General features: G+C 65.6%; 19 protein-coding genes. 11 read left to right on the top strand and 8 right to left on the bottom strand.

Going from position 1 to position 21444, the window contains the following annotated elements:
* Window positions 1-47: 47 nt before the first annotated feature.
* Window positions 48-866, top strand: a complete 819-nt coding sequence (locus tag BMX43_RS10150) for a GNAT family N-acetyltransferase (protein WP_091300977.1) — start codon at window positions 48-50, stop codon at window positions 864-866.
* Here the strand turns inward: BMX43_RS10150 and speB are convergent.
* Complete coding sequence (gene speB / locus BMX43_RS10145; RefSeq protein WP_091300975.1) at window positions 846-1814, bottom strand: agmatinase; 969 nt, start codon at window positions 1812-1814, stop codon at window positions 846-848. The genes BMX43_RS10150 and speB overlap by 21 nt on opposite strands.
* A gap of 151 nt (window positions 1815-1965) precedes the next feature.
* Here speB and BMX43_RS10140 point away from each other — a divergent pair, with 151 nt between their 5' ends.
* The gene (locus tag BMX43_RS10140; protein WP_091300973.1) at window positions 1966-2967 is read left to right on the top strand and encodes a TDT family transporter; all 1002 of its coding nucleotides are present in this window, start codon (window positions 1966-1968) and stop codon (window positions 2965-2967) included.
* 78 nt (window positions 2968-3045) lie between these two features.
* On the opposite strand, the gene BMX43_RS10135 is transcribed toward BMX43_RS10140, so the two are convergent.
* Entirely contained in the window at window positions 3046-3741 is a 696-nt protein-coding gene (locus BMX43_RS10135) for a type 1 glutamine amidotransferase (RefSeq protein WP_091300971.1), read from the bottom strand.
* Between the two features lie 153 nt (window positions 3742-3894).
* Between BMX43_RS10135 and guaB the strand changes: the two genes are divergently transcribed.
* The 4 genes from guaB to BMX43_RS10115 all read left to right on the top strand — a co-directional run bounded on the left by guaB (window position 3895) and on the right by BMX43_RS10115 (window position 9701).
* Complete coding sequence (guaB, locus tag BMX43_RS10130) at window positions 3895-5343, top strand: IMP dehydrogenase (RefSeq protein WP_091300969.1); 1449 nt, start codon at window positions 3895-3897, stop codon at window positions 5341-5343.
* Entirely contained in the window at window positions 5343-6080 is a 738-nt protein-coding gene (locus tag BMX43_RS10125) for an SDR family NAD(P)-dependent oxidoreductase (protein WP_091300966.1), read from the top strand. Before guaB ends, BMX43_RS10125 begins: the two co-directional genes overlap by 1 nt.
* A gap of 24 nt (window positions 6081-6104) precedes the next feature.
* Complete coding sequence (locus tag BMX43_RS10120) at window positions 6105-7265, top strand: RsmB/NOP family class I SAM-dependent RNA methyltransferase (RefSeq protein WP_091300964.1); 1161 nt, start codon at window positions 6105-6107, stop codon at window positions 7263-7265.
* 141 nt (window positions 7266-7406) lie between these two features.
* Window positions 7407-9701: a hybrid sensor histidine kinase/response regulator gene (locus tag BMX43_RS10115; protein WP_091301445.1), complete on the top strand. Its 2295-nt coding sequence runs from the start codon at window positions 7407-7409 to the stop codon at window positions 9699-9701.
* A gap of 48 nt (window positions 9702-9749) precedes the next feature.
* On the opposite strand, the gene BMX43_RS10110 is transcribed toward BMX43_RS10115, so the two are convergent.
* Window positions 9750-10349 carry a hypothetical protein gene (locus tag BMX43_RS10110; RefSeq protein WP_091300962.1) on the bottom strand — a complete coding sequence of 200 codons (600 nt, stop codon included), beginning with the start codon at window positions 10347-10349 and terminating at the stop codon, window positions 9750-9752.
* A gap of 202 nt (window positions 10350-10551) precedes the next feature.
* On the opposite strand from BMX43_RS10110, the gene recA reads away from it, so the two are divergent.
* From recA to BMX43_RS10095, 3 genes are all read left to right on the top strand, one after another.
* Window positions 10552-11622, top strand: a complete 1071-nt coding sequence (gene recA, locus BMX43_RS10105; RefSeq protein ID WP_091300960.1) for a recombinase RecA — start codon at window positions 10552-10554, stop codon at window positions 11620-11622.
* 162 nt (window positions 11623-11784) lie between these two features.
* Window positions 11785-14445 carry an alanine--tRNA ligase gene (gene alaS / locus BMX43_RS10100; protein WP_091300958.1) on the top strand — a complete coding sequence of 887 codons (2661 nt, stop codon included), beginning with the start codon at window positions 11785-11787 and terminating at the stop codon, window positions 14443-14445.
* A gap of 3 nt (window positions 14446-14448) precedes the next feature.
* Window positions 14449-14739 (top strand): DUF1330 domain-containing protein, encoded by a 291-nt coding sequence (locus BMX43_RS10095; RefSeq protein ID WP_091300956.1) that lies wholly within the window; start codon window positions 14449-14451, stop codon window positions 14737-14739.
* Window positions 14740-14788: 49 nt separating this feature from the next.
* Here the strand turns inward: BMX43_RS10095 and BMX43_RS10090 are convergent, their stop codons facing one another.
* On the bottom strand, window positions 14789-15247 hold the full coding sequence (locus tag BMX43_RS10090; protein WP_091301443.1) for an Lrp/AsnC family transcriptional regulator: 459 nt from the start codon (window positions 15245-15247) through the stop codon (window positions 14789-14791).
* A gap of 170 nt (window positions 15248-15417) precedes the next feature.
* On the opposite strand from BMX43_RS10090, the gene BMX43_RS10085 reads away from it, so the two are divergent.
* Window positions 15418-16212, top strand: a complete 795-nt coding sequence (locus tag BMX43_RS10085) for a class II glutamine amidotransferase (RefSeq protein ID WP_091301441.1) — start codon at window positions 15418-15420, stop codon at window positions 16210-16212.
* 117 nt (window positions 16213-16329) lie between these two features.
* Here the strand turns inward: BMX43_RS10085 and typA are convergent, their stop codons facing one another.
* The 3 genes from typA to BMX43_RS10070 form a co-directional block, all read right to left on the bottom strand.
* Window positions 16330-18147 carry a translational GTPase TypA gene (gene typA, locus BMX43_RS10080; RefSeq protein ID WP_091301440.1) on the bottom strand — a complete coding sequence of 606 codons (1818 nt, stop codon included), beginning with the start codon at window positions 18145-18147 and terminating at the stop codon, window positions 16330-16332.
* A gap of 109 nt (window positions 18148-18256) precedes the next feature.
* The gene (locus BMX43_RS10075; protein ID WP_091300954.1) at window positions 18257-18871 is read right to left on the bottom strand and encodes a YitT family protein; all 615 of its coding nucleotides are present in this window, start codon (window positions 18869-18871) and stop codon (window positions 18257-18259) included.
* A 75-nt stretch (window positions 18872-18946) separates the two neighbouring features.
* Window positions 18947-19549, bottom strand: a complete 603-nt coding sequence (locus BMX43_RS10070) for a YitT family protein (RefSeq protein ID WP_091300951.1) — start codon at window positions 19547-19549, stop codon at window positions 18947-18949.
* 388 nt (window positions 19550-19937) lie between these two features.
* On the opposite strand from BMX43_RS10070, the gene BMX43_RS19490 reads away from it, so the two are divergent.
* Window positions 19938-20147, top strand: a complete 210-nt coding sequence (locus tag BMX43_RS19490; RefSeq protein ID WP_139201560.1) for a hypothetical protein — start codon at window positions 19938-19940, stop codon at window positions 20145-20147.
* A gap of 53 nt (window positions 20148-20200) precedes the next feature.
* Here the strand turns inward: BMX43_RS19490 and BMX43_RS10060 are convergent, their stop codons facing one another.
* Window positions 20201-21415 carry an NADP-dependent isocitrate dehydrogenase gene (locus BMX43_RS10060; protein WP_091300948.1) on the bottom strand — a complete coding sequence of 405 codons (1215 nt, stop codon included), beginning with the start codon at window positions 21413-21415 and terminating at the stop codon, window positions 20201-20203.
* Window positions 21416-21444 lie beyond the last annotated feature (29 nt).

The raw sequence follows: 21444 nt of genomic DNA, 5'->3' as shown, positions 1-21444 counted from the left end.
CATGCCGCCTTCATCGCATGTAAAGATTTCCGGCCTGTTAATGCGGGATGGACATCGACTGGATCACCGACGAATCAGATTGGGCGGCGGCGCTGGACGGGGCAGGGCGCGCGCCCCTGCAGCAAAGCTGGGCCTATGGGCAGGCCATGGCCCGGCTGGGCGCCCGGGTGCGCCGTGCCGTGCTGCATCATGGCGGCCAGATCAGTGCCGCGCAGATGCTGGAGCGGCGGGGCCTGCGCCTGATCAACCGCGCGCCGCTGGTCTCGCGTCCTCTTTTGCGCCGCCTTGCCCGCCAACCGGGCCTGACGCTGGCCACCTCGCCCCTGCGCGGGCCGGGCGTGGTGCCGCTGATGACAGACCGCTTTCACGCCGAATGGGATCTGCGCCCCGAACCTGCGGCGCTGCAGCGCGCCCTGTCACGCGACTGGCGCGCCCGCTTGCGGCAGGCCACGGCGCGGATCACCCAAGGCGATGCCCGCGCCATGGCTGAAATTGCCGCCCGCGATGCCGCACAGGCCCAGGCACGCGGCTATCGCCCGCTGCCCCCCGCCTTCCTGCAGGCCTGGCCGGGGGAGGTGCTGACCCTGCAATACCGCCCCGACGGACCCCTGTCTGCCGGGATCGTGGTGCTGATCCATGGCAATGAGGCCAGCTATCACTGCGCCTTTGCCGATGCGCAGGGCCGCGCCGCGCAGGCGCATCGTGCCATGCTCTGGCAGGCCGCGCTGGCCCTGCGCGCCCGCGGTATCACCCGGCTCGATCTTGGCGCCGTTGACAGCGCCACCCCCGGCCTTGCCCGGTTCAAGCTTGGCACCGGGGCGGCGCTGGTCAGCCTTGGCCCCGCCTCACTCATCCTGCCGGGTTGAGCGGGCATGGAAGATGAAGCCCAGAAAGTTCAGCAGAACCTGTGCCGCAAGGATCGCGGTCGATTGGCTGTGATCGTAATCCGGCGCCACCTCCACCAGATCGACGCCCACGATGTCATGCGCCCGGGCCAGCCCCTGCAGGATCTCCAGCACCTCGTAATACAGAAACCCACCATGCGACGGCGTGCCCGTCCCCGGCGCGATCGAGGGGCAGAAGCCGTCGATGTCGATCGTCACATAGACCCGCGCCCCCGCCGGAATCCGCGCCAGAACCCCCTCTGGCCCCAGCTTGCGCACCTGCCGGACCGAGAGGATGTCGTCGCCCATCACCCGCGCGGCGTCATAACCCTCTTTGGTGGTGGAGCTGACATTGCGGATGCCCAGCGCGGTGATCCCGGTCACATAGCTCTGTTCCGCCGCGCGCCGCATCGGGTTGCCATGGCCATGCCGCACGCCGTGGCGCACATCGACGAAATCCAGATGCGCGTCGATCTGTACGATATGGATCGGGCCCTGGTCGTCAAACGCCCGGATGCAGGGGATGTTGATCGAATGGTCGCCGCCAATCACCACCGGCAGCGCCCCCGCCTTCAGGATCGCCCGCACCCCGGCCTCGATATTGGCGTGGCTGGTTTCGGTATCGGTATGCACGATGTCGGCATCGCCGATATCGACGATGCGCACATCGGCGCCCAGATAGGTGCAATCATCCTCGTGGTCATAAGCGCCCGCATGGCCAAAGCTGAACAGGGTCGAGGCGTCGCGCACCGCCCGCGGCCCGAACCGCGCGCCGGCCCGGAACTGGGTGCCAAAGTCGAACGGCGCGCCCAGGATCGCCACATCCGCCTCCAGCGCATCCCAGTCCGGCTGATAGCTGCGCTTGCCGAAGGTCGAAATGCCCACGAAGGGCAGGTTCAGCCGCCCCTTGTCATAGCTGTTGGCACTCATGCCCAAACTCCCTGCTGTTTCGCCCGGATGCTGGACCGGACGGGCGGCAACGGCAAGGGGCCCCGTTTCGATCTCTGTCCCTGTGTCAATCCATCCCCTTGCACCGGGGCGCAGATCGGCTACGGCTAAAGCGGTGCAGCAGGAGCCTCCCATGTCCGACCCGCAGAAAGCCCGCCAAACCCGCCCCAAGGCCTTCCCGCCGCCACAGTTTCCGCCGCACCGGCCGAAACTGTTTGCGCGGATGCCGCCTGCGGTGTTTCCGGTGCTGATGGGGCTGCTGGGCCTTGGCCTTGCGCTGCGGCGCGGACTGGTGGCGCTGGAGCTGCCGGTGGCCGCGGGCGAGTTGCTGCTGGGCCTCGCCGTCGGCCTCTGGGCCTTCGCGGTGTTCGGCTATGGCGTGAAGATCGCCCGCCGCCCCGGCGTGGTGATCGAGGATCTGAAAACCCTGCCGGGCCGCGCGGGCCTTGCCGCCGCCACGCTCGGCCTGCTGCTTTGCGCCAGCGCCGTGGTGCCCTATGCGCCCAGCCTTGCCCGCGCCATGCTCTACACCGGGCTGGCGCTGCACGCCGGCCTCGCCGCCCTTGTGTTGCGCCAGTTCTTCCGCCTGCCGCGCGAGGCGCGCGAGATCACGCCGGTCTGGCACCTGCAATTCGTGGGCTTCATCATCGGCGCGCTCAGCGCCGCGCCCTTGGGACTGACCGCGCTGGCGCAAGCGCTGCTCTATGGCACACTCCCGCTGGCTGGGGCGATCTGGGCCGTCTCGCTGGCGCAATTCGCCCGCCGCATCCCGCCCGCGCCGCTGCGCCCGCTGCTCGCCATCCACCTCGCCCCGGCGAGCCTGTTTGCCACCGTCGCCGCATCGCTGGACCAGCCGCTCCTCGCCCTGATCTTCGCTGCCCTTGCCGCCGCCCTGTTCCTCACGCTGCTCTTTGCAGTGACATGGCTCACCACCTCCGGCTTCTCGGCGCTCTGGGGCGCCTTCACCTTCCCGATCGCCGCCTTCTGCAGCGCGCTTTACGCCACCGGCTTTGCCGCCACCGCCACCGTGCTGCTGATCTTCGCCCTGGGCCTCATCCCTGCCCTCCTGCTCAAGACCCTCACCGCCTGGTCCAAAGGCGGCCTCGCCGCCAAAACCAACGCCGCCGAGGCCTGATCCTTCATCTTGGAAAAAATATCCCGGGGGAGGCGCCAAAGGCGCCGGGGGCAGCGCCCCCTTCTTCCCGTCCCCCGCTCAGATCTGCGCGACAAACCCCCGCGCGATTTCCAGCCCGATCCGATCCGCCTCCACCCCGAGCCGCTCGGCCAGCCCCGGATGCGCCGCAGCCCAGCCCGGCTGCATCGCCTCGGTCAGATCGGGAAATTCGCGCGTCCAGTCGGCCACCACCCGCCGGTTCGCCTCGAAATGGAACTGCGTGCCCCAGGTTGCCCGGCCCAGCCGAAAGGCCTGATGCGCCACCGCCCCCGAACGTCCCAGATGCACCGCCCCGTCGGGCAGGGTGAAGGTGTCGGAATGCCACTGGAACACCGCAAAGGCCGGGGGCAGGGCGCCCAGCACCGGGTCATCCGCTGCCGCTGCGGTCAACGCCACCTCGCACCAGCCGAATTCGGGGGTCGCGCCCAGAATGTTGCGCCCCCCGAAGCCGCGCGCTAGAATCTGGCTGCCCAGACAGATCCCCAGCACCGCCCGATCCGCCGCGGAAAACGCCCGCATCCGCTGCGCCAGCACCGGCAGATAGGGATACGCCGCGTCATCGCAGGCCGTTTGCTCGCCCCCAAACACCACCAGCGCGTCATAACCGGCAAGCTCCGGCAAGCGCCCGTCGGCAAAGGGCCGGTACAGCCCGATCCGCGCCCCCGCCTCATGCAGGGCCACGCCCACCTGCCCGTGATGGGTGATCGCTGTATTCTCGACAATGGCAACCCGCATCGCCCGCCCTCTTGCATTATGCGGCCATCCTGCACGCCTGCGTCCGCCCCGCAAGCACCCTTGCCCCCGGATTTTGCCCTTGCACTCGCAGCAGACCCGTGAAACAGGGAACCGCCAAACGATACCATCCATAGACCCGCTCAGGAGGCATTCATGGAGATTCGCGAGGCCCTCACCTTCGACGACGTTCTGCTGGTTCCGGCGGCAAGCAATGTGCTGCCGTCCGATGCCGATACCTCCACCTTCGTCACCAAGCAGATCCGCATGAACATCCCGCTGATCTCCTCGGCGATGGATACGGTGACCGAGGGGCGCATGGCCATTGCCATGGCACAGGCGGGCGGCATGGGCGTGATCCACCGCAATCTGGATCTGGAGGCGCAGGCGCGCGAAGTGCGCCGGGTGAAGCGCTTCGAATCCGGCATCGTCTACGCGCCGATCACCCTGACCCCCGATCAGACGCTGGCCGACGCAAAGGCACTGCAGGATCGCTACAACGTCACCGGCTTTCCGGTGGTCGATAACGATGGCCGTGTCGTCGGCATCGTCACCAACCGCGACATGCGCTTTGCCTCCGATGACAAGACGCCGGTCCGCGTGATGATGACCTCCGACAATCTCGCCATCCTGCACGAACCCGCCGACCGCGCCGCCGCGATCAGCCTGATGAAGGCGCGGCGCATCGAAAAGCTGCTGGTCACCGACGGCAAGGGCAAGCTGACCGGCCTGCTCACGCTGAAAGACACGGAAATGAGCGTGCTCAACCCCCATGCCTGCAAGGACGAGATGGGCCGCCTGCGCGTCGCCGCCGCCTCGACCGTGGGCGATGCCGGGTTCGAACGCTCTGCCGCGCTGATCGACGCCGGGGTGGACATGGTGGTGATCGACACCGCACACGGGCACAGCGAAGGCGTGGCCCGCGCGGTGGAACGCATCAAGAAACTGTCGAACACCGTGCAGGTCGTGGCTGGCAACGTCGCCACCGGCGCCGCGACGCGGGCGCTGATCGACGCGGGCGCCGATGCGGTGAAGGTCGGCATCGGCCCCGGCTCGATCTGCACCACCCGCATCGTGGCGGGCGTCGGTGTGCCGCAGCTCACCGCGATCATGGACAGCGCGCGCGCGGCGGGTGACATTCCGGTCATCGCCGATGGCGGCATCAAGTTCTCGGGCGATTTCGCCAAGGCGATTGCCGCCGGGGCCTCCTGCGCCATGGTCGGTTCGGCCATCGCGGGCACCGATGAATCGCCGGGCGAGGTGATCCTGTGGAACGGCCGCAGCTTCAAATCCTATCGCGGCATGGGCAGCCTTGGCGCCATGGCGCGCGGCTCGGCTGACCGCTATTTCCAGAAGGATGCCGCCTCCGACAAGCTGGTCCCCGAAGGGATCGAGGGGCAGGTGCCCTATAAAGGCTCCGTCGCCGCGGTGATCCACCAGATGGTCGGCGGGCTGCGCGCCGCCATGGGTTATACCGGCAACCGCACCGTCGCCGACATGCGCGCCAAATGCGAATTTGTCCGCATCACCGGCGCGGGGTTGAAGGAATCCCATGTCCATGACGTGCAGATCACCCGCGAAAGCCCGAACTACCGGCTGGGCTGATGCGCGCGCTGGTCACCGGGGCCGGGGCGCCGGGGGGCATCGGCCTCGCCTGCGCCCGGGCGCTTGGCGCCGCCGGGCATGAGCTGATCATCGCCGGGGTCTCGGGGCGGATTCATGCCCGGGCGGCGGAACTGATGGCCGAAGGCTATCAGGTCACCGCCCATCAGGGCGATCTGACCGACCCGGTGGAGGTGGCGCGTCTGGCCGCCTCTGGCCCGGTGGACATCCTGGTGAACAATGCAGGCATGGGCACGCTGGCCGAGCCGCAGAAGATCAGGACTTTCGTGAAATCGGACCCAGCATCCTGGCGGCGCGAGTTTGACCTGTCGCTCACCACCGCCGTTCTGGTGACCCGGGCCTTCCTGCCCGCCATGGTGGAGCGCGGCTATGGCCGGGTGGTGATGATGGCCTCGGTCACCGGTCCGCTGGTCTCGGTGGCGGGCAGTTCCGCCTATTCGGCAGCCAAGGCGGCGATGGTGGGGCTGACCCATGCGCTGGCGCTGGAGGTGGCGAAACACGGGGTCACGGTGAATGCCGTGGCACCCGGATGGATCGGCACCGATGCCACGCAAAAGGGCGAGGTTTCGGCGGCGCGCAAATCGCCGATGGGCCGCGCTGGCACCCCGGAGGAAGTCGCGGCCTGTGTCGGCTTCCTCGCCTCGCCCGCCGCGTCCTATGTGAATGGTGTGACGCTGGTGGTGGATGGCGGCAACATGCTGCAGGAAAAGAAGGGCTGACAGGATGCGACACGAGGCGATGCCATGACCCCCGCCGCCCGCCTTTCCGCTGCGATCTCGATCCTCGACCGGATCCTCGCCGGGGCCCCCGCCGAACAGGCGCTGACCAACTGGTCCCGCGCCAGCCGCTTCGCCGGGTCGGGCGACCGCAACGCGATCCGCGATCTGGTGTTCGACGCAATCCGCTGCCGCCGCAGCTTTGCCGCGCTTGGCGGCGGTGAAACCGGGCGCGGGTTGATCCTCGGGGGGCTGCGCGCCGCAGGGCTTGACCCCGCGCTGCTGTTCACCGGCGAAGGCCACGCCCCCGCACCGCTGACCGAGGCCGACACCGGGCAGCCCCCCGAGGGCGCCGCCGCCCTCGATCTGCCCGACTGGCTGCTGCCCGATCTGCAAGCCAGCCTCGGCGCCGATTTCGCCGCAACAGCCGAGGCGCTGCGCCACCGCGCGCCCGTCTTCCTGCGCGTCAACACCGCCCGCATCCCGCCGGATGCCGCCTGCGCCGCCCTGGCCGACGAGGGGATCACCGCCGAACCGCATCCCCTTGCCGCCACCGCCCTTCTGGTCACCGGAAATGCGCGCAAGGTGCAGGCCTCCACCGCCTATACATCGGGTCTGGTGGAACTGCAGGACGCCGCCTCGCAAGCCGTGATTGCGGCGTTGCCCCTGTCCAACGGCATGAAAGTGCTGGATTATTGCGCAGGGGGCGGCGGCAAGTCGCTCGCCATGGCCGCCGCTGCCAAGGTGGCGCTTTACGCGCATGACGCCGATCCCCGCCGGATGCGCGACCTGCCGGATCGCGCCAAACGGGCGGGCGCCCGCGTCACCCTGATCGAAACCGCCGATCTGTCGCGGCAGGCGCCCTTCGACCTCGTGCTGACCGATGTGCCCTGTTCCGGCTCCGGCAGCTGGCGCCGCGCCCCCGAGGCGAAATGGCTGCTCACCCGCGCCCGGCTTGACGCGCTTTGTGCGATTCAGGCCGAAATCCTGCAAAACGCTGCCCGCCTCGTGCGCCCCGGCGGCTGGCTCGGCTACGCCACCTGTTCGCTGCTGCAGGCCGAAAACGGGGCCCAGATCGACCGGTTTTGCGCCGGAACCGCCGGTTGGCGCGAAGTTTCCCGCCGCAGCCTGACCCCGCAGGATGGCGGCGACGGGTTTTTCATAGCGGTATTGCAGCGGATCAGCTAGAAGTTGAGTCAAACCCCGGGAACAAAACGGGGGGCAGTTAAGAACGAGTTAACTTTTTGCGTGCCGTATAGAGCTGTTCGATTCCGCGGAGATCGGTGAATGGCAGGCAAGACAGGGACGCAACTGCCGCTGCAGGACAGGATGGGGTTCGCCACGCCTGTAACGCAGGTGGCGCGCGGCGTCGGGCAATCGGTCTGGGTTCTGCTGGCCGCGGCGATCGGCTGTGCGGTGACCATCAGCCTTGCACCGGATCCGCAGATCCGGCTGGCGGCGGGGGTTGCGGGGGCCACATTCTGCATCTTCGTGCTGCTGCTGCGTGGTGCCGTGCTGCGTGACAGCGCCCGCCAGCACCGGCTGGAACGTGATCTGGCCCAGATCATGGGGCATGATGCGGCGCCCTGTTTCTCGACGGATGGCAGCGGGATCATCGGCTTTCAGAACACCGCCGCGCGCGACAGGTTCGGCATCCGCGATGGCACCACGCTGATCGCCACGCTGAAGGATTTCTTCGCCAGCCCCGCCTCGGTGCTGTATCGGCTGCAAACCCGCGCCATGTCGCTGGGTTTCGCCCGCGAGGATGTGGTCACCCGGCGCGGCCATACTCGGCTCAGCGTGCATCGCATCGCCGACAGCAGTTTTCTGTGGCGGCTGGAAGAATTTCAGGATCGGTCCGGCACCGGGCGCGGCGCCGAAACGCTCAGCCTGCCGATGCTGGTCGCCAGCAAGGCCGGGGTGGTACTGTTCACCAACGAGGCGATGCGCCGTTTGCTGGGCGGGCGCCCCAAGCGGCTGGATCGCATCTTCGCCGATCAGGTGCTGCGCTCGGGCGAAGAAATACAGGTGTCTTCGGTCGATGGCCCCGTGCGCGCCATTCTGGCCGAGGTCGAAGGCGCGGGGGAGCGGCGCGAGATCTATCTGCTGCCCGTGCCCGAGACGGCAGCCAGTGGCAGCGCGCTGGCCGATTTTGAAAACGTGCCGGTGGCCTTGCTGAAATTCGCCTCCGACGGGGCGCTGGTTCTGGCCAACCGCGCCGCCTGCGAGGTGCTGGGTATCACGCCCGAGGAAGACACCGCCTTCCATGACCTGTTCGAAGGGTTGGGGCGCCCGGTTGCCGACTGGCTGTCGGATGTGGTGGCTGGGCGCGTGCCGGCCGGGGGCGAGGTCTTGCGGCTGCGGCACGGCGAGGCCGACGCGTATTTCCAGATCAGCCTGCGCCGCATCGTCGAACAGGGCCGCCCGGCCGTGCTGGCGGTGCTGAACGATGCGACCGCGCTGAAAAAGCTGGAGGCGCAGTTCGTGCAAAGCCAGAAGATGCAGGCGATCGGGCAGCTTGCGGGGGGCATTGCCCATGATTTCAACAATCTGCTCACCGCGATTTCCGGCCATTGCGACCTGCTGCTGCTGCGGCATGACCGCAGCGACCCCGAATTTGCCGATCTGGTGCAGATCCACCAGAATGCCAACCGCGCCGCCAGTCTGGTGGGCCAGTTGCTGGCCTTCTCGCGCAAGCAGACGCTGAAACCCGAAATGCTGGAGCTGCAAGAGGTGCTGTCAGACCTCACGCATCTGCTCAACCGTCTGGTCGGCGAACGGATCACCCTGCGGCTGACCCACGCGCCCGATCTGGGCGCAATCCGCGCCGACAAGCGGCAGCTGGAACAGGTGGTGATGAATCTGGTGGTGAATGCCCGCGATGCCATGCCGATGGGGGGCACCATCCGCATCGAGACCGAGGCTCTGACCCTGCGCGAGGAACTGCGGCGCGACCGGGCGGTGGTGCCACCGGGGGAATATGCAGTGATCCGCGTGCTTGACACCGGGGTCGGTATCCCGGCGGACCGTCTGCAAAAGGTGTTCGAACCGTTCTTCACCACCAAACGGGTGGGCGAGGGCACCGGGCTCGGCCTCTCCACCGCCTATGGCATCGTGAAGCAATCGGGGGGCTTCATCTTCGTGGACAGCGAAATCGGGCTGGGCACGGTGTTCCACCTCTATTTCCCGATCCATCACGCCACCGAGGCAGAGCGGTTGCCGGGCAAGGGGGCCGCGCGCAGGCCGGTGCTGAAACCGGGCGAGGGGGTCGTGCTGCTGGTGGAGGACGAGGCGCCGGTGCGGGCCTTTGCCTCGCGCGCGCTGCGCCTGCGCGGCTATACCGTGCTGGAGGCCGACAGCGCCGAACAGGCGCTGCGCACGCTGGAAGATCCGGCGCTGGATGTCGATATTTTCGTGACCGATGTGGTCATGCCGGGGATGGATGGGCCAAGCTGGGTGCGCCAGGCGCTGGAGGCGCGGCCGAATGTGCGGGTGGTCTTCGTTTCCGGCTATGCCGAGGATTGTCTGTCGGAAAACCAGGCGCGAATCCCGAATTCGGTTTTCCTGCCCAAGCCCTTCTCGCTCAACGACCTGACCGAGACGGTCCAGGGCCAGATGCATTGATCCCGGGCGCGGCCCGCCCCTTTGGCCCCTTGTTCGTCGCGCTGCCCGTCAGCCCGCTTGACACAGCGTATCGTAAAGCTCGAAATCCTTGGCCGCGACCTTGCGCAGCAGCTTTTCCGTCTCTGGCGCCAGATCCAGCGGGGCGAGCGGCGAGACGTTCAACCGGGGCAGGGTGATCGCACAGTCCAGCCGGTCTTCCAGAAACTCGATCACCTCGTCGATCTTCTCGTAACGGAAAATCCGGTCTGCCCCACGCTCGTTCTTTGCGGCAAGAAACTGCGACTGTGCCCCCACGGCGGCATGGGCGGGCGGCTTTTCCGCGCAATAGTCGCGCACGAACTGATCAAAGCTGATGCCGACGGTGCTTTTCTCTTCGCTGCCCATGTCTTCGCGCTGGCGATAGCGATACCAGCTGCCCAGCCAGTCGCGCGGCTCGCGCATCATGGCGATCACGGTGAACGGATGCCCCGCCGCGCTTTCCAGCCAGGGGCCGATGAAGCGGTGATATTTGCGCACCGAGGCGTGTTTCAGCTGCGGCGGCCGCTGGATCGACACATGCGCCAGCGATTCGAGCGCCGACTCGATTGCTGTGGTGCCCGTTTTGGGCGTGGCGAGAAGCGTCAGCCTCTGATGCCAGAAAACCAGCATTTCTGCCTCTATTTTTGCCTGCGGCCCGGTTATGGCCTGCGGCGTAAACTATCCCTTAACCAGATCGCGCAAAAGCTGAATTTGTGAAAAATCGGTTGAATTGTTCCTGTTTTGCCCTCATACATCTGGAACAAGACAAGAACAAATCGGCGCAGGCAGCGCATTGCCCCGCTGGGGCGGCTATGGGATAAGGATCTGAAAGATGGCAACGGCACCCCTTCTCGATCTGAACGGAAAGCGCGAAATGGATAAGCAGAAGGCGCTTGAAAGCGCACTGGCACAAATCGAACGGCAGTTCGGCAAAGGCTCGATCATGAAGCTTGGGGCCAACAACCCCGCGATGGATGTCGAAGCGACCTCGACCGGTTCGCTGGGGCTGGATATTGCGCTGGGGATCGGCGGCCTGCCCAAGGGTCGCATCATTGAAATCTACGGGCCGGAAAGTTCGGGCAAGACCACGCTGACGCTGCATGTGGTGGCCGAAGAACAGAAAAAAGGCGGGGTCTGCGCCTTTGTCGATGCCGAACATGCACTGGACCCGCAATATGCCAAGAAGCTGGGCGTCAATCTGGACGAGCTGCTGATCAGCCAGCCCGACACCGGCGAACAGGCGCTGGAGATTGTCGATACCCTTGTGCGCTCTGGCGCGGTCAGCCTTGTTGTGGTCGATTCGGTCGCGGCACTGACCCCGAAGGCCGAGATCGAGGGGGATATGGGCGATATGCAGATGGGCAGCCAGGCCCGTCTGATGAGCCAGGCGATGCGCAAGCTGACCGCCTCGATCGGGCGTTCCAACTGCATGGTGATCTTCATCAACCAGATCCGCATGAAGATCGGCGTGATGTTCGGCTCGCCCGAAACCACGTCGGGCGGCACCGCGCTGAAATTCTACGCCTCTGTCCGGCTCGACATCCGCCGCACCGGCTCCATCAAGGACCGGGACGAGGTTGTCGGCAACGCCACCCGCGTCAAGGTGGTGAAGAACAAGGTGGCGCCGCCCTTCAAACAGGTGGAATTCGACATCATGTATGGCGAGGGCATTTCGAAAACCGGCGAGCTGATCGACATCGGCGTGAAGGCGGGCGTGGTCGAGAAATCCGGCTCGTGGTATTCCTATGGCGACGAGCGCATCGGTCAAGGGCGCGAGAATGCCAAGAACTTCCTCAAGGCCAATCCCGCCACCGCGATGGAGATCGAAGACAAGATCCGCGCCGCCAACGGGCTTGATTTCCACATGACCGAGGGTGGAACCGAGGATGTGGTGGATCTTTGATCAAATCCGGGCGCCAACCCCCCGGAAACAAAGGGCGCCCTATCACCGGGCGCCCTTTTTCATGGCCTGCGCCGCGCAATGGTGGACAGCCCCGCCGCGCGCCGTTAAACGAAGCGGAATTGCCCATTCGCCCAAGCGGCGCAGCTGCGGAGCCACGACATCATGCCGTCGTTGAACGACATCCGGTCCACCTATCTCGATTTCTTCAAGCGCAACGGCCACACCGTGGTAGACAGCAGCCCGTTGGTGCCGCGCAACGACCCGACCCTGATGTTCACCAATTCCGGCATGGTGCAGTTCAAGAACTGTTTCACCGGGGTCGAAACCCGCGATTACAAGCGCGCCACCACCGCGCAGAAATGCGTCCGCGCCGGTGGCAAGCACAATGACCTCGACAATGTCGGCTATACCGCGCGCCACCACACCTTCTTTGAAATGCTGGGCAACTTCTCCTTCGGCGATTACTTCAAGGCCGAGGCCATCGCCTTTGCCTGGGAATTGCTGACCCGCGATTTCGACATCCCGAAGGACAAGCTGCTGGTCACCGTCTATCACACCGATGACGAGGCGGCGGCGCTGTGGAAGAAGGTCGCCGGGCTGGGCGATGACCGGATCATCCGCATCCCCACCTCCGACAATTTCTGGCAGATGGGGCCGACCGGCCCCTGCGGCCCCTGCACCGAGATCTTCTTCGACCATGGCGATCACATCTGGGGCGGCCCGCCCGGCTCCGCCGATGAGGATGGCGACCGCTATATCGAGATCTGGAACAACGTCTTCATGCAGAACGAACAGTTCGAAGACGGCTCGATGATCGACCTCGACATGCAGTCGATCGACACCGGCATGGGGCTGGAACGCATCGGCGCGCTGCTGCAGGGCAAGCACGACAATTACGACACCGACCTGATGCGCAGCCTGATCGAGGCCTCGGCGCATCTCACCTCCAACGACCCCGACGGGCCGGGCAAGGTGCATCACCGCGTCGTGGCCGATCACCTGCGCTCCACCTCGTTCCTGATCGCCGATGGGGTGATGCCGTCGAATGACGGGCGCGGCTATGTGCTGCGCCGCATCATGCGCCGGGCGATGCGCCACCTGAACATGCTCGGCACGCAGGACGTGACGATGTACAAGCTGGTTCCCGCGCTGGTGCGCCAGATGGGCACGGCCTACCCGGAACTGGCACAGGCGCAGAGCCTGATCGAAGAAACCCTGCGGCTGGAAGAAACCCGGTTCCGCACCACGCTGGACCGCGGGCTGAAACTGCTGGACGAGGAACTGTCTGGCCTGCCCGAAGGTGCCGATCTGCCCGGCCCCGCCGCGTTCAAGCTCTACGACACCTACGGCTTCCCGCTGGACCTGACGCAAGACGCGCTGCGCGAAAAGGGCCGCGCCGTCGATGTCGCAGGCTTTGACGCCGCGATGGAGGAGCAACGCGCCAAGGCCCGCGCCTCCTGGTCCGGCACGGGCGAGGCGAAAGATGCCAAGATCTGGTTCGAGCTGGCCGAAAAGCACGGCGCGACCGAATTCCTCGGCTATGACGGCGAAATCGCCGAAGGTCAGATCCTTGCCATCGTGAAAGACGGCGCCGCCATCGGCTCGTCAGACGAGGCGAAGGGCGAAACCATCAATATCGTGGTGAACCAGACGCCGTTCTATGCCGAAAGCGGTGGTCAGATCGGCGATCAGGGCTGGATCCGCACCGATACCGGGCTGGCCCGGGTGATCGACACGCGCAAGGCGGCCAATGTGTTCTATCACGTCGCCGAAATCACCGAAGGCACCGTGATCAAGGGCCAGCCCGCCAAGCTGGAACTGGATCACGCCCGCCGCCAAGCGGTGCGCGCCAACCACTCCGCCACCCACCTGCTGAACGAGGCGCTGCGCCGCACGCTGGGCGATCACGTCGCGCAGCGCGGCTCGCTCAACGCCGCTGACCGGCTGCGCTTCGATTTCGCCCATTCCAAGGCAATGACCGCTGAAGAGCTGAAAGCGGTGGAGGACGAGGTCAACGCCTTCATCCGCCAGAATGGCGCGGTGGAAACCCGGCTGATGTCGCCCGACGATGCCCGTGGCCTTGGCGCGCAGGCGCTGTTCGGCGAGAAATACGGCGAGGAAGTCCGCGTCGTCTCGATGGGCGCGCTGAACGGCTCCGGCAAGGGCACCGCGGGCAGCACCTATTCGATCGAACTCTGCGGCGGCACCCATGTCGCCCGTTTGGGCGAGATCGGCGCCTTCGTGCTGCTGTCCGACAGCGCCTCCGCCTCCGGCGTGCGCCGGATCGAGGCGCTGACCGGCGAGGGCGCGCTGGCCCATATGGCCGAACAGTCGAAACTGCTGGCCGATATCGCTGCCGTTCTGAAGGCCCCGGCCACCGAACTGGCGGATCGCGCGAAAGCCCTGCTGGACGAACGCAAGGCGCTGCAGAACGAGGTCGCGCAACTGCGCCGCGAACTGGCGATGGGCGGCAAGTCCGGCGGGCCGGACGCCAAGGAGATCAACGGTATCAAGTTCATCGCGCAGGTGATGACCGGCGTGTCCGGCAAGGATCTGCCCGGCCTGATCGACGAGATGAAATCCCGCCTTGGCTCGGGCGCGGTGCTGCTGATCGCCGATACCGGCGCCAAGCCCGCCGTGGCCGCAGGCGTGACCGCCGATCTGACCGACCGTCTGTCGGCGGTGACGCTGGTCAAAGTTGCCGCCGAGGCGCTTGGCGGCAAGGGCGGCGGTGGCCGCCCGGATATGGCACAAGCGGGCGGCGCCGATATCGCGCTGGCCGATCAGGCAATCGCGGCCGCCGAAGCCGCTATCGGAGCGTAACCCATGCCCACCGCCCTCTGGATCGCCCATGTCACCGTCACCGACGCGGAGGCTTACGGCAAATATGCCGTGGCCGCCGGTCCGGCCATCGCCGCGCATGGGGGCAAGTTCCTCGCCCGTGGCGGTCGCCATGTGCAGCTGGAAGGCACTGACCGCCCGCGCAACGTGGTCGCCCGCTTCCCCTCGCTGGAAGCGGCGGTCGCCTGCTACAACAGCGCCGAATATCAGGCGGCGCTGGCCCATGCGAAGGGCGCCAGCATCCGCGATCTTTGCGTGGTCGAAGAGGCCGAGTGACCGGCCAGCACCGCATCTGACGCAGAAGGGGCCGGCTTCGGCCCCTTTTTCACAGCGGCAGGGCGGTGGTGTCCTTCAGCTCCTCCATCACGAAACTGGCCGACACATCGTGCAGATCAACCCGCGCCACCAGCGCGCGATACAGCCGGTCATAGGCTTTCACATCCGCCACCCGCGCCCGCACCAGATAATCCAGATCGCCGGTCATCCGGTAGGCGCCCAGAATCTCCGGCATCTCGCGCGTGGCTTCGGCAAACCGCTCCAGCCAGTCCGGCGTGTGGCGATCCGTGCGGATCAGCATGAACACCGTCAACCCCAACCCGATCCGCTCGGCATCCAGCAGCGCCACCCGCGCGCGGATCACGCCGCTGTCCTCCAGCACCCGCACCCGGCGCCAGACGGCATTGCGGGACAGCCCGACCTCCTCGCCCAGTTCTTCCAGCGAGAGGCTGGCGTCGCGTTGCAGGATGGTCAGGATGCGGCGGTCGATATGGTCCAGTTTCTCCATGAATAGAAGGATTGCGGGAAAACCTCCCAAAAGCAAGCCGGAATGGCCGAAAAATCCGGCTTCATATTCCTGATACATCGCGTATGATGCAGGTGCAGAAAAACAAACAAGGCGGGGCAGGTCTTGATGCACGGGCAAAAACGGGCGGCAGATGCCGCAAGGGGGCGCTGATGTGCCGCTGGGCCGCCTATATCGGCGCACCGATCTTTCTCGAGGATATCGTCAGCCGCCCCGGCCATTCGCTGATCCATCAAAGCCATTGCGCCACCGAATGCCGCACCGCGATCAACGCCGATGGTTTCGGGATCGCCTGGTATGGCGACCGGCCGGAACCCGGCCTCTACCGCGACGTGATGCCGGCGTGGAGCGACCCGAACCTCCGCTCCCTTGTCGCGACCGTGCGCTCCGGCCTGTTCCTCGCCCATGTCCGCGCCTCCACCGGTACGGCGACCAGCCGCAACAACTGCCATCCCTTCACCCACGGGCGGTGGAGCTTCATGCATAACGGACAGGTCGGCGGCTATGACGCGATGCGCCGCGATGCCGACATGCTGATCCCCGACGCGCTCTATCCGCAGCGCAAGGGCGCGACCGACAGCGAGGCGCTGTTCCTCGTGGCGCTGGCCGAAGGGTTGGAGAATGATCCGCGCGGCGCCATGGAACGTGCTGCGGCGCAGTTCATCCGCCTGTCGCGCGCCAAGGGCGCCGCCCCGCATCTGCGCCTGACCGTCGCCATGTCGGATGGCCAGCGGCTTTATGCCATGCGCTATGCGACAGACCATCAGGCGCCCAGCCTCTATCACCGCTGGTCCGACACCCGGGGCGGCCGCGCCGTGGTCTCGGAACCGCTGGAAAGCGATCAGGGCGACTGGCTGGAGATTCCGTCGGCCAGTTTCTGCACCTTCGAAGGTGCGGATGTGGTGGTGGAACCGTTCCTGCCCTGCCGTCTGGCGGCTGCGGCCTGATCTGTCTCCACCGCCAAAAACGAAAAACGCCGCAGCCCAAAGCTACGGCGTTTCCCATTTCATCTTGGCAGAAATATCCCGGGGGGTGCGGGGGGCTGGCCCCCCGCTTCGTTCGGGTCACTCCGACCGGCTGGCGCGCTTGCGCTCATGCGGGTCAAGGTGGCGCTTGCGCATCCGGATGGATTTCGGCGTCACTTCGACCAGTTCATCGTCTTCGATATAGGCGATGGATTCTTCCAGGCTCATCCGCACCGGCGTCGTCAGGCGCACCGCTTCATCCGTGCCCGAGGCGCGGACGTTGGTCAGCTGCTTGCCGCGGATCGGGTTGATTTCCAGATCGTTGTCGCGGTTGTGCTCGCCCAGGATCATGCCCTGATACACCGCTTCCTGCGCGCCGATGAAGAAACGCCCGCGATCTTCCAGCTTCCACAGCGCGTAAGACACCGACACGCCGTTTTCCATCGAGATCATCACGCCCTGACGCCGCCCCTGGATCGGGCCCTTATGCGGCACCCAGCCATGGAAGATACGGTTCAGCACGCCGGTGCCGCGCGTATCGGTCATGAACTGGCCGTGATAGCCGATCAGCCCGCGCGACGGCACATGCGCCACGATGCGGGTCTTGCCCACACCCGCCGGTTTCATCTCGACCAGATCGCCCTTGCGCTCGCCGGTCAGCTTCTCGATCACCGCGCCGGAATATTCGTCATCGACATCGATGATGACTTCTTCCACCGGCTCCATCCGCACGCCGTCTTCTTCCCGGAAGATCACGCGCGGGCGCGAGATCGACAGCTCGAACCCTTCGCGGCGCATGTTCTCGATCAGCACGCCCATCTGCAGTTCGCCCCGGCCCGAAACGATGAACGCCTCGCCGCCCGGCGTGTCTTCGACCTTGATCGCCACGTTCACTTCGGATTCGCGCATCAGCCGTTCGCGGATGACGCGGGATTGAACCTTGTTGCCATCCTTGCCCGCCAGCGGCGAGTCATTGATGCCGAAGGTGACAGAGATGGTCGGCGGGTCGATCGGCTGGGCGGGCAGGGCGGTTTCCACCGACAGATCGCACAGCGTATCGGCCACGGTGGCCTTGGTCATGCCGGCCAGCGTCACGATGTCTCCGGCCTGCGCTTCTTCGATCGGGGTCTGGCTCAGCCCGCGGAAGGCGAGGATCTTGGTCACGCGGAACTGTTCGATCCGCTCGCCGTCACGGGTCAGCGCCTTCAGCGAAGCGCCCACCTTGATGGTGCCCGCCTCAACCCGGCCGGTCAGGATGCGGCCGATGAACGGGTCGGCCGACAGGGTGGTCGCCAGCATCTGGAACGGCTCTTCGGCGCGCGCCACCTGTTTCGGGGCGGGGACGTGCTTCACCACCAGATCGAACAGCGCGGTCAGATCCTTGCGCGGCCCGTCCAGCGAGTCATCGGCCCAGCCAGCACGGCCCGAGGCGTAAAGATGCGGGAAATCGAGCTGTTCATCCGAGGCGCCGAGGTTGGCGAACAGGTCGAACACCTCGTTCAGCGCGCGGTCGGGTTCGGCGTCCGGCTTGTCCACCTTGTTCAGCACCACGATCGGGCGCAGCCCCAGCGCCAGCGCTTTCGAGGTCACGAACTTGGTCTGCGGCATCGGGCCTTCGGCGGCGTCCACCAGCAGGACAACGCCGTCCACCATGCTCAGGATGCGTTCCACCTCGCCGCCGAAATCGGCGTGGCCGGGGGTATCGACGATATTGATGCGCATCCCGTCATGTTCGACGCTCGTGCATTTCGCCAGAATGGTGATGCCGCGCTCGCGTTCGATGTCATTGCTGTCCATCGCGCGTTCGGAAACGGCCTGATTTTCGCGGAACGAGCCGGACTGTTTCAGCAGTTCGTCCACAAGGGTCGTTTTGCCATGGTCAACGTGCGCGATGATCGCGATGTTGCGAAGCTCCATCGGGAGGGTCTCTTTCGGTTTTTCTGCAGTTGCGCGGGCCATAACCGACAGCGCCGGGAAAGGCCAGTGAAACCTGTGTTTCAAGGCGAGATAGCGCCGTGGCGCTGCGTCAACTCACCACATACCAGTCGCGGCGATGGTTCACGGCGACGATGAAGTTCAGAATGGCGGCCCCAAGCAGCGACCACATCACCCGGTCGGGCGCCAGGAAGATCAGCGCCACCGCGAACAGCGTCAGGTCATAACCCAGCTGAATCCAGCCCGCGCGGATGCCGAACCGGTCTTGCAGGATCAGCGCCACGATCGACACGCCGCCCAGGCTCGATGTGTGGCGGAACAGGCCCAGCAGGCCGACGCCCGCGCTGACCCCGAACAGCACCGCCGCCGCCGCCGGATGGATGCCCGCCACCGGCACGAAGGGCGCCATCACATCGGCCAGCAGCGAAACCGCGGTGACAGTGGCAAAGCTTTTCACCGTGAACGCGGTGCCCTTGCGCAGATAGGCGAAGATGTAGAAGGGCAGGTTGACGGTAAAGAACACCGGGCCAAAGCCCCAGCCGCTGGTATAGGCGATCAGCAGCGCCAGCCCCGCCGTGCCCCCGGTGATCAGCCCCGCCGCGCGCAGCAGGTGAATCCCCAGCGCCGCCTGAATCGAGGCGGCCAGCAAGCCCTGCGCATCTTCGAACAGCGAATAGCGGGGTTCAGATTTAAGGTCAGTATCCATGACCTATATCTGCCCGAAATCGCCGCCCCCGTCCAATGCTGGCGCTGCAATGCAGCAATGCGCCCGGCGACTGGCTCAGGTGGCGATATAGCGGTCGCGGCGATGGTTCATGGTGATGACAAGATTCAGCACCAGCGCCCCCAGCGCCGACCAGGCCACCGTCACCGCGTCGCGCAGCGTCAGCGCAATGGCGAAGACGCAGATGTCGAACAGGATCTGCGTCCAACCCGCCTTGAACCCGGTCTTGTCCTGCAGATACAGCGCCACGATCCCCACGCCGCCCAGGCTCGCCCCATGGCGGAACAGCGCCAGCAGCGCCGAGCCGGAGACGAAGCCGAACAGCACCGCCCCCACCGCCGGATGCAGCGTGGCAAAGCTCACATACTGCGGCAATATCGCGCTGACCACCGATAAAAGCCCCACCGCGACAAAGGTCTTCGCCACGAAAACCGGCCCCATCCGCTTGTAGCCCAGCCAGTAGAACGGCAGGTTGATCGCAAAGAACACCGGCCCGAAGCCCCAGCCCGTGGCATAGGAAATCAGCACCGCCAGCCCCGCCGTCTGCCCGGTGACAAAGCCCAGATGCGTCAGGATCACGATCCCAAAACTCGCCATCAGGCTGCCATAGGCAATCCCTTGCGCGTCGTCGATCAGGCTGTGGCGGGTGTTTCCGGTCATGGCGCGGTGATGGCATGACTGTGCGGCGGGGGGCAAGGGGGGCTGTGGCGCAGATCCCACGCCCCCGCCGCTTTTCAGGCTCTGCCGCAAAACTGCTTTGGGTTGCGGGGTGAGTCGTGTTTCATATGACCATTCGCAACGCCAGATCACAGGGAGGCGCCGTATGACTTTTGCATTTACCGGCGCTTTCACGGGTGGCAGCTTGACCGGAACGGCCCGATATGTCGCGCGCCGTGCCACCATCTCACATGGACTGTATCAGTTCGGTTGAGCGTTCGGGCGTCTGACGCCCCTTCCTTCCTTGCGATGACTCGGCCCGCCTGACTGGCGCGCTTTTCCACATTTCCCAATCGGAGCCCGCCTGCGCGTCCCGCAGCCGGGAAATCATATGACACACAGCCCTGTTTTGTCGGCACCCGTCCCGGTGCCCGATCTGCACGACCTCATTGCCCAGCACGGCCCCTGGCGTGTGCTGCGCGCCACCCTTGCGGCGATCCTGCGGCCCAGACGGCAGCGCCTGCCGGATGACCTGTCGCTGCTTGGCCCTCATATCCTGCGCGATCTCGGCCTTGGCCCCGGTGGTCACGGGCCGTTCTGAACGCAAAAGGGGCGCCCGTGCGGGGCGCCCCTTCCGATCCGTCGCAGATGGGATCAGCCCACCAGCGCCTTGTTCAGATATTCGTCCACCTTTTCCAGGTAGCCCATGGTGGTCAGCCACTTCTGATCGGGGCCGACCAGCAGCGCCAGATCCTTGGTCATCCAGCCGTCTTCCACCGCATCCACCGTCACTTTTTCCAGCGTCTGGGCAAAGCGCATCAGTTGCGCATTGTCGTCGAGCTTGGCGCGATGCTTCAGACCGCCGGTCCAGGCAAAGATCGACGCAACCGAGTTGGTCGAGGTTTCCTTGCCGGCCTGATGCTGGCGATAGTGGCGCGTCACCGTGCCATGCGCCGCTTCGGCTTCAACGGTTTTCCCATCGGGCGTCATCAGCACCGAGGTCATCAGACCCAGCGAGCCAAAGCCCTGCGCCACGGTATCCGACTGCACGTCGCCGTCATAGTTCTTGCAGGCCCAGACATAGCCGCCCGACCATTTCATCGCGCTCGCCACCATGTCGTCGATCAGGCGGTGTTCGTAATGGATGCCCGCCGCCTTGAACTTGTCTTCGAATTCTTCGGCATAGACCTTCGCGAACAGATCCTTGAACCGCCCGTCATAGGCTTTCAGGATGGTGTTCTTGGTCGACAGGTACACCGGCCAGCCCTTCAGCAGACCATAGTTCATCGACGAGCGCGCAAAGTCGATGATGCTGTCATCAAGGTTGTACATGCCCATGAACACGCCCGAGGACGGCGCCGAATAGACATCACGCTCGATCACGGTGCCATCATCGCCGACGAATTTCATCGTCAGCTTGCCCGCGCCGGGGAAGCGGAAGTCGGTGGCGCGATACTGGTCGCCAAAGGCATGGCGGCCCACCACGATCGGCTGGGTCCAGCCCGGCACAAGGCGCGGCACGTTCTTGCAGATGATCGGCTCGCGGAAGATCACGCCGCCCAGAATGTTGCGGATCGTGCCGTTCGGCGATTTCCACATCTGTTTGAGGTTGAATTCCTCGACGCGGGCTTCATCCGGGGTGATGGTGGCGCATTTCACGCCCACGCCGTATTTCTTGATCGCCTCGGCAGAGTCGATGGTGATCTGGTCGTTGGTGCGGTCACGCTCCTCGATGCCCAGATCGTAATATTTCAGGTCGATGTCGAGATAGGGCAGGATCAGCTTCTGTTTGATGAAGTCCCAGATGATCCGGGTCATCTCGTCGCCGTCAAGCTCGACGACGGGGTTTTCCACCTTGATCTTGGTCATGTCCGTCCCTTTGTGATTGGAAGATTCGA

The sequence above is a fragment of the Gemmobacter aquatilis genome, from assembly GCF_900110025.1.
In the GTDB taxonomy this organism is placed as follows: domain Bacteria; phylum Pseudomonadota; class Alphaproteobacteria; order Rhodobacterales; family Rhodobacteraceae; genus Gemmobacter; species Gemmobacter aquatilis.
Note: the sequence above shows the minus strand (reverse complement) of the source record. Positions and strands in the feature narration are given on the sequence as shown.

Excerpts from the sequence above, each read along its gene's own strand:
- BMX43_RS10150 (WP_091300977.1), top strand. The coding sequence starts at position 48 with ATGGACATCGACTGGATCACCGACGAATCAGATTGGGCGGCGGCGCTG.
- speB (WP_091300975.1), bottom strand. The coding sequence starts at position 1,814 with ATGAGTGCCAACAGCTATGACAAGGGGCGGCTGAACCTGCCCTTCGTG.
- BMX43_RS10140 (WP_091300973.1), top strand. The coding sequence starts at position 1,966 with ATGTCCGACCCGCAGAAAGCCCGCCAAACCCGCCCCAAGGCCTTCCCG.
- BMX43_RS10135 (WP_091300971.1), bottom strand. The coding sequence starts at position 3,741 with ATGCGGGTTGCCATTGTCGAGAATACAGCGATCACCCATCACGGGCAG.
- guaB (WP_091300969.1), top strand. The coding sequence starts at position 3,895 with ATGGAGATTCGCGAGGCCCTCACCTTCGACGACGTTCTGCTGGTTCCG.
- BMX43_RS10125 (WP_091300966.1), top strand. The coding sequence starts at position 5,343 with ATGCGCGCGCTGGTCACCGGGGCCGGGGCGCCGGGGGGCATCGGCCTC.
- BMX43_RS10120 (WP_091300964.1), top strand. The coding sequence starts at position 6,105 with ATGACCCCCGCCGCCCGCCTTTCCGCTGCGATCTCGATCCTCGACCGG.
- BMX43_RS10115 (WP_091301445.1), top strand. The coding sequence starts at position 7,407 with ATGGGGTTCGCCACGCCTGTAACGCAGGTGGCGCGCGGCGTCGGGCAA.
- BMX43_RS10110 (WP_091300962.1), bottom strand. The coding sequence starts at position 10,349 with ATGCTGGTTTTCTGGCATCAGAGGCTGACGCTTCTCGCCACGCCCAAA.
- recA (WP_091300960.1), top strand. The coding sequence starts at position 10,552 with ATGGCAACGGCACCCCTTCTCGATCTGAACGGAAAGCGCGAAATGGAT.
- alaS (WP_091300958.1), top strand. The coding sequence starts at position 11,785 with ATGCCGTCGTTGAACGACATCCGGTCCACCTATCTCGATTTCTTCAAG.
- BMX43_RS10095 (WP_091300956.1), top strand. The coding sequence starts at position 14,449 with ATGCCCACCGCCCTCTGGATCGCCCATGTCACCGTCACCGACGCGGAG.
- BMX43_RS10090 (WP_091301443.1), bottom strand. The coding sequence starts at position 15,247 with ATGGAGAAACTGGACCATATCGACCGCCGCATCCTGACCATCCTGCAA.
- BMX43_RS10085 (WP_091301441.1), top strand. The coding sequence starts at position 15,418 with ATGTGCCGCTGGGCCGCCTATATCGGCGCACCGATCTTTCTCGAGGAT.
- typA (WP_091301440.1), bottom strand. The coding sequence starts at position 18,147 with ATGGAGCTTCGCAACATCGCGATCATCGCGCACGTTGACCATGGCAAA.
- BMX43_RS10075 (WP_091300954.1), bottom strand. The coding sequence starts at position 18,871 with ATGGATACTGACCTTAAATCTGAACCCCGCTATTCGCTGTTCGAAGAT.
- BMX43_RS10070 (WP_091300951.1), bottom strand. The coding sequence starts at position 19,549 with ATGACCGGAAACACCCGCCACAGCCTGATCGACGACGCGCAAGGGATT.
- BMX43_RS19490 (WP_139201560.1), top strand. The coding sequence starts at position 19,938 with ATGACACACAGCCCTGTTTTGTCGGCACCCGTCCCGGTGCCCGATCTG.
- BMX43_RS10060 (WP_091300948.1), bottom strand. The coding sequence starts at position 21,415 with ATGACCAAGATCAAGGTGGAAAACCCCGTCGTCGAGCTTGACGGCGAC.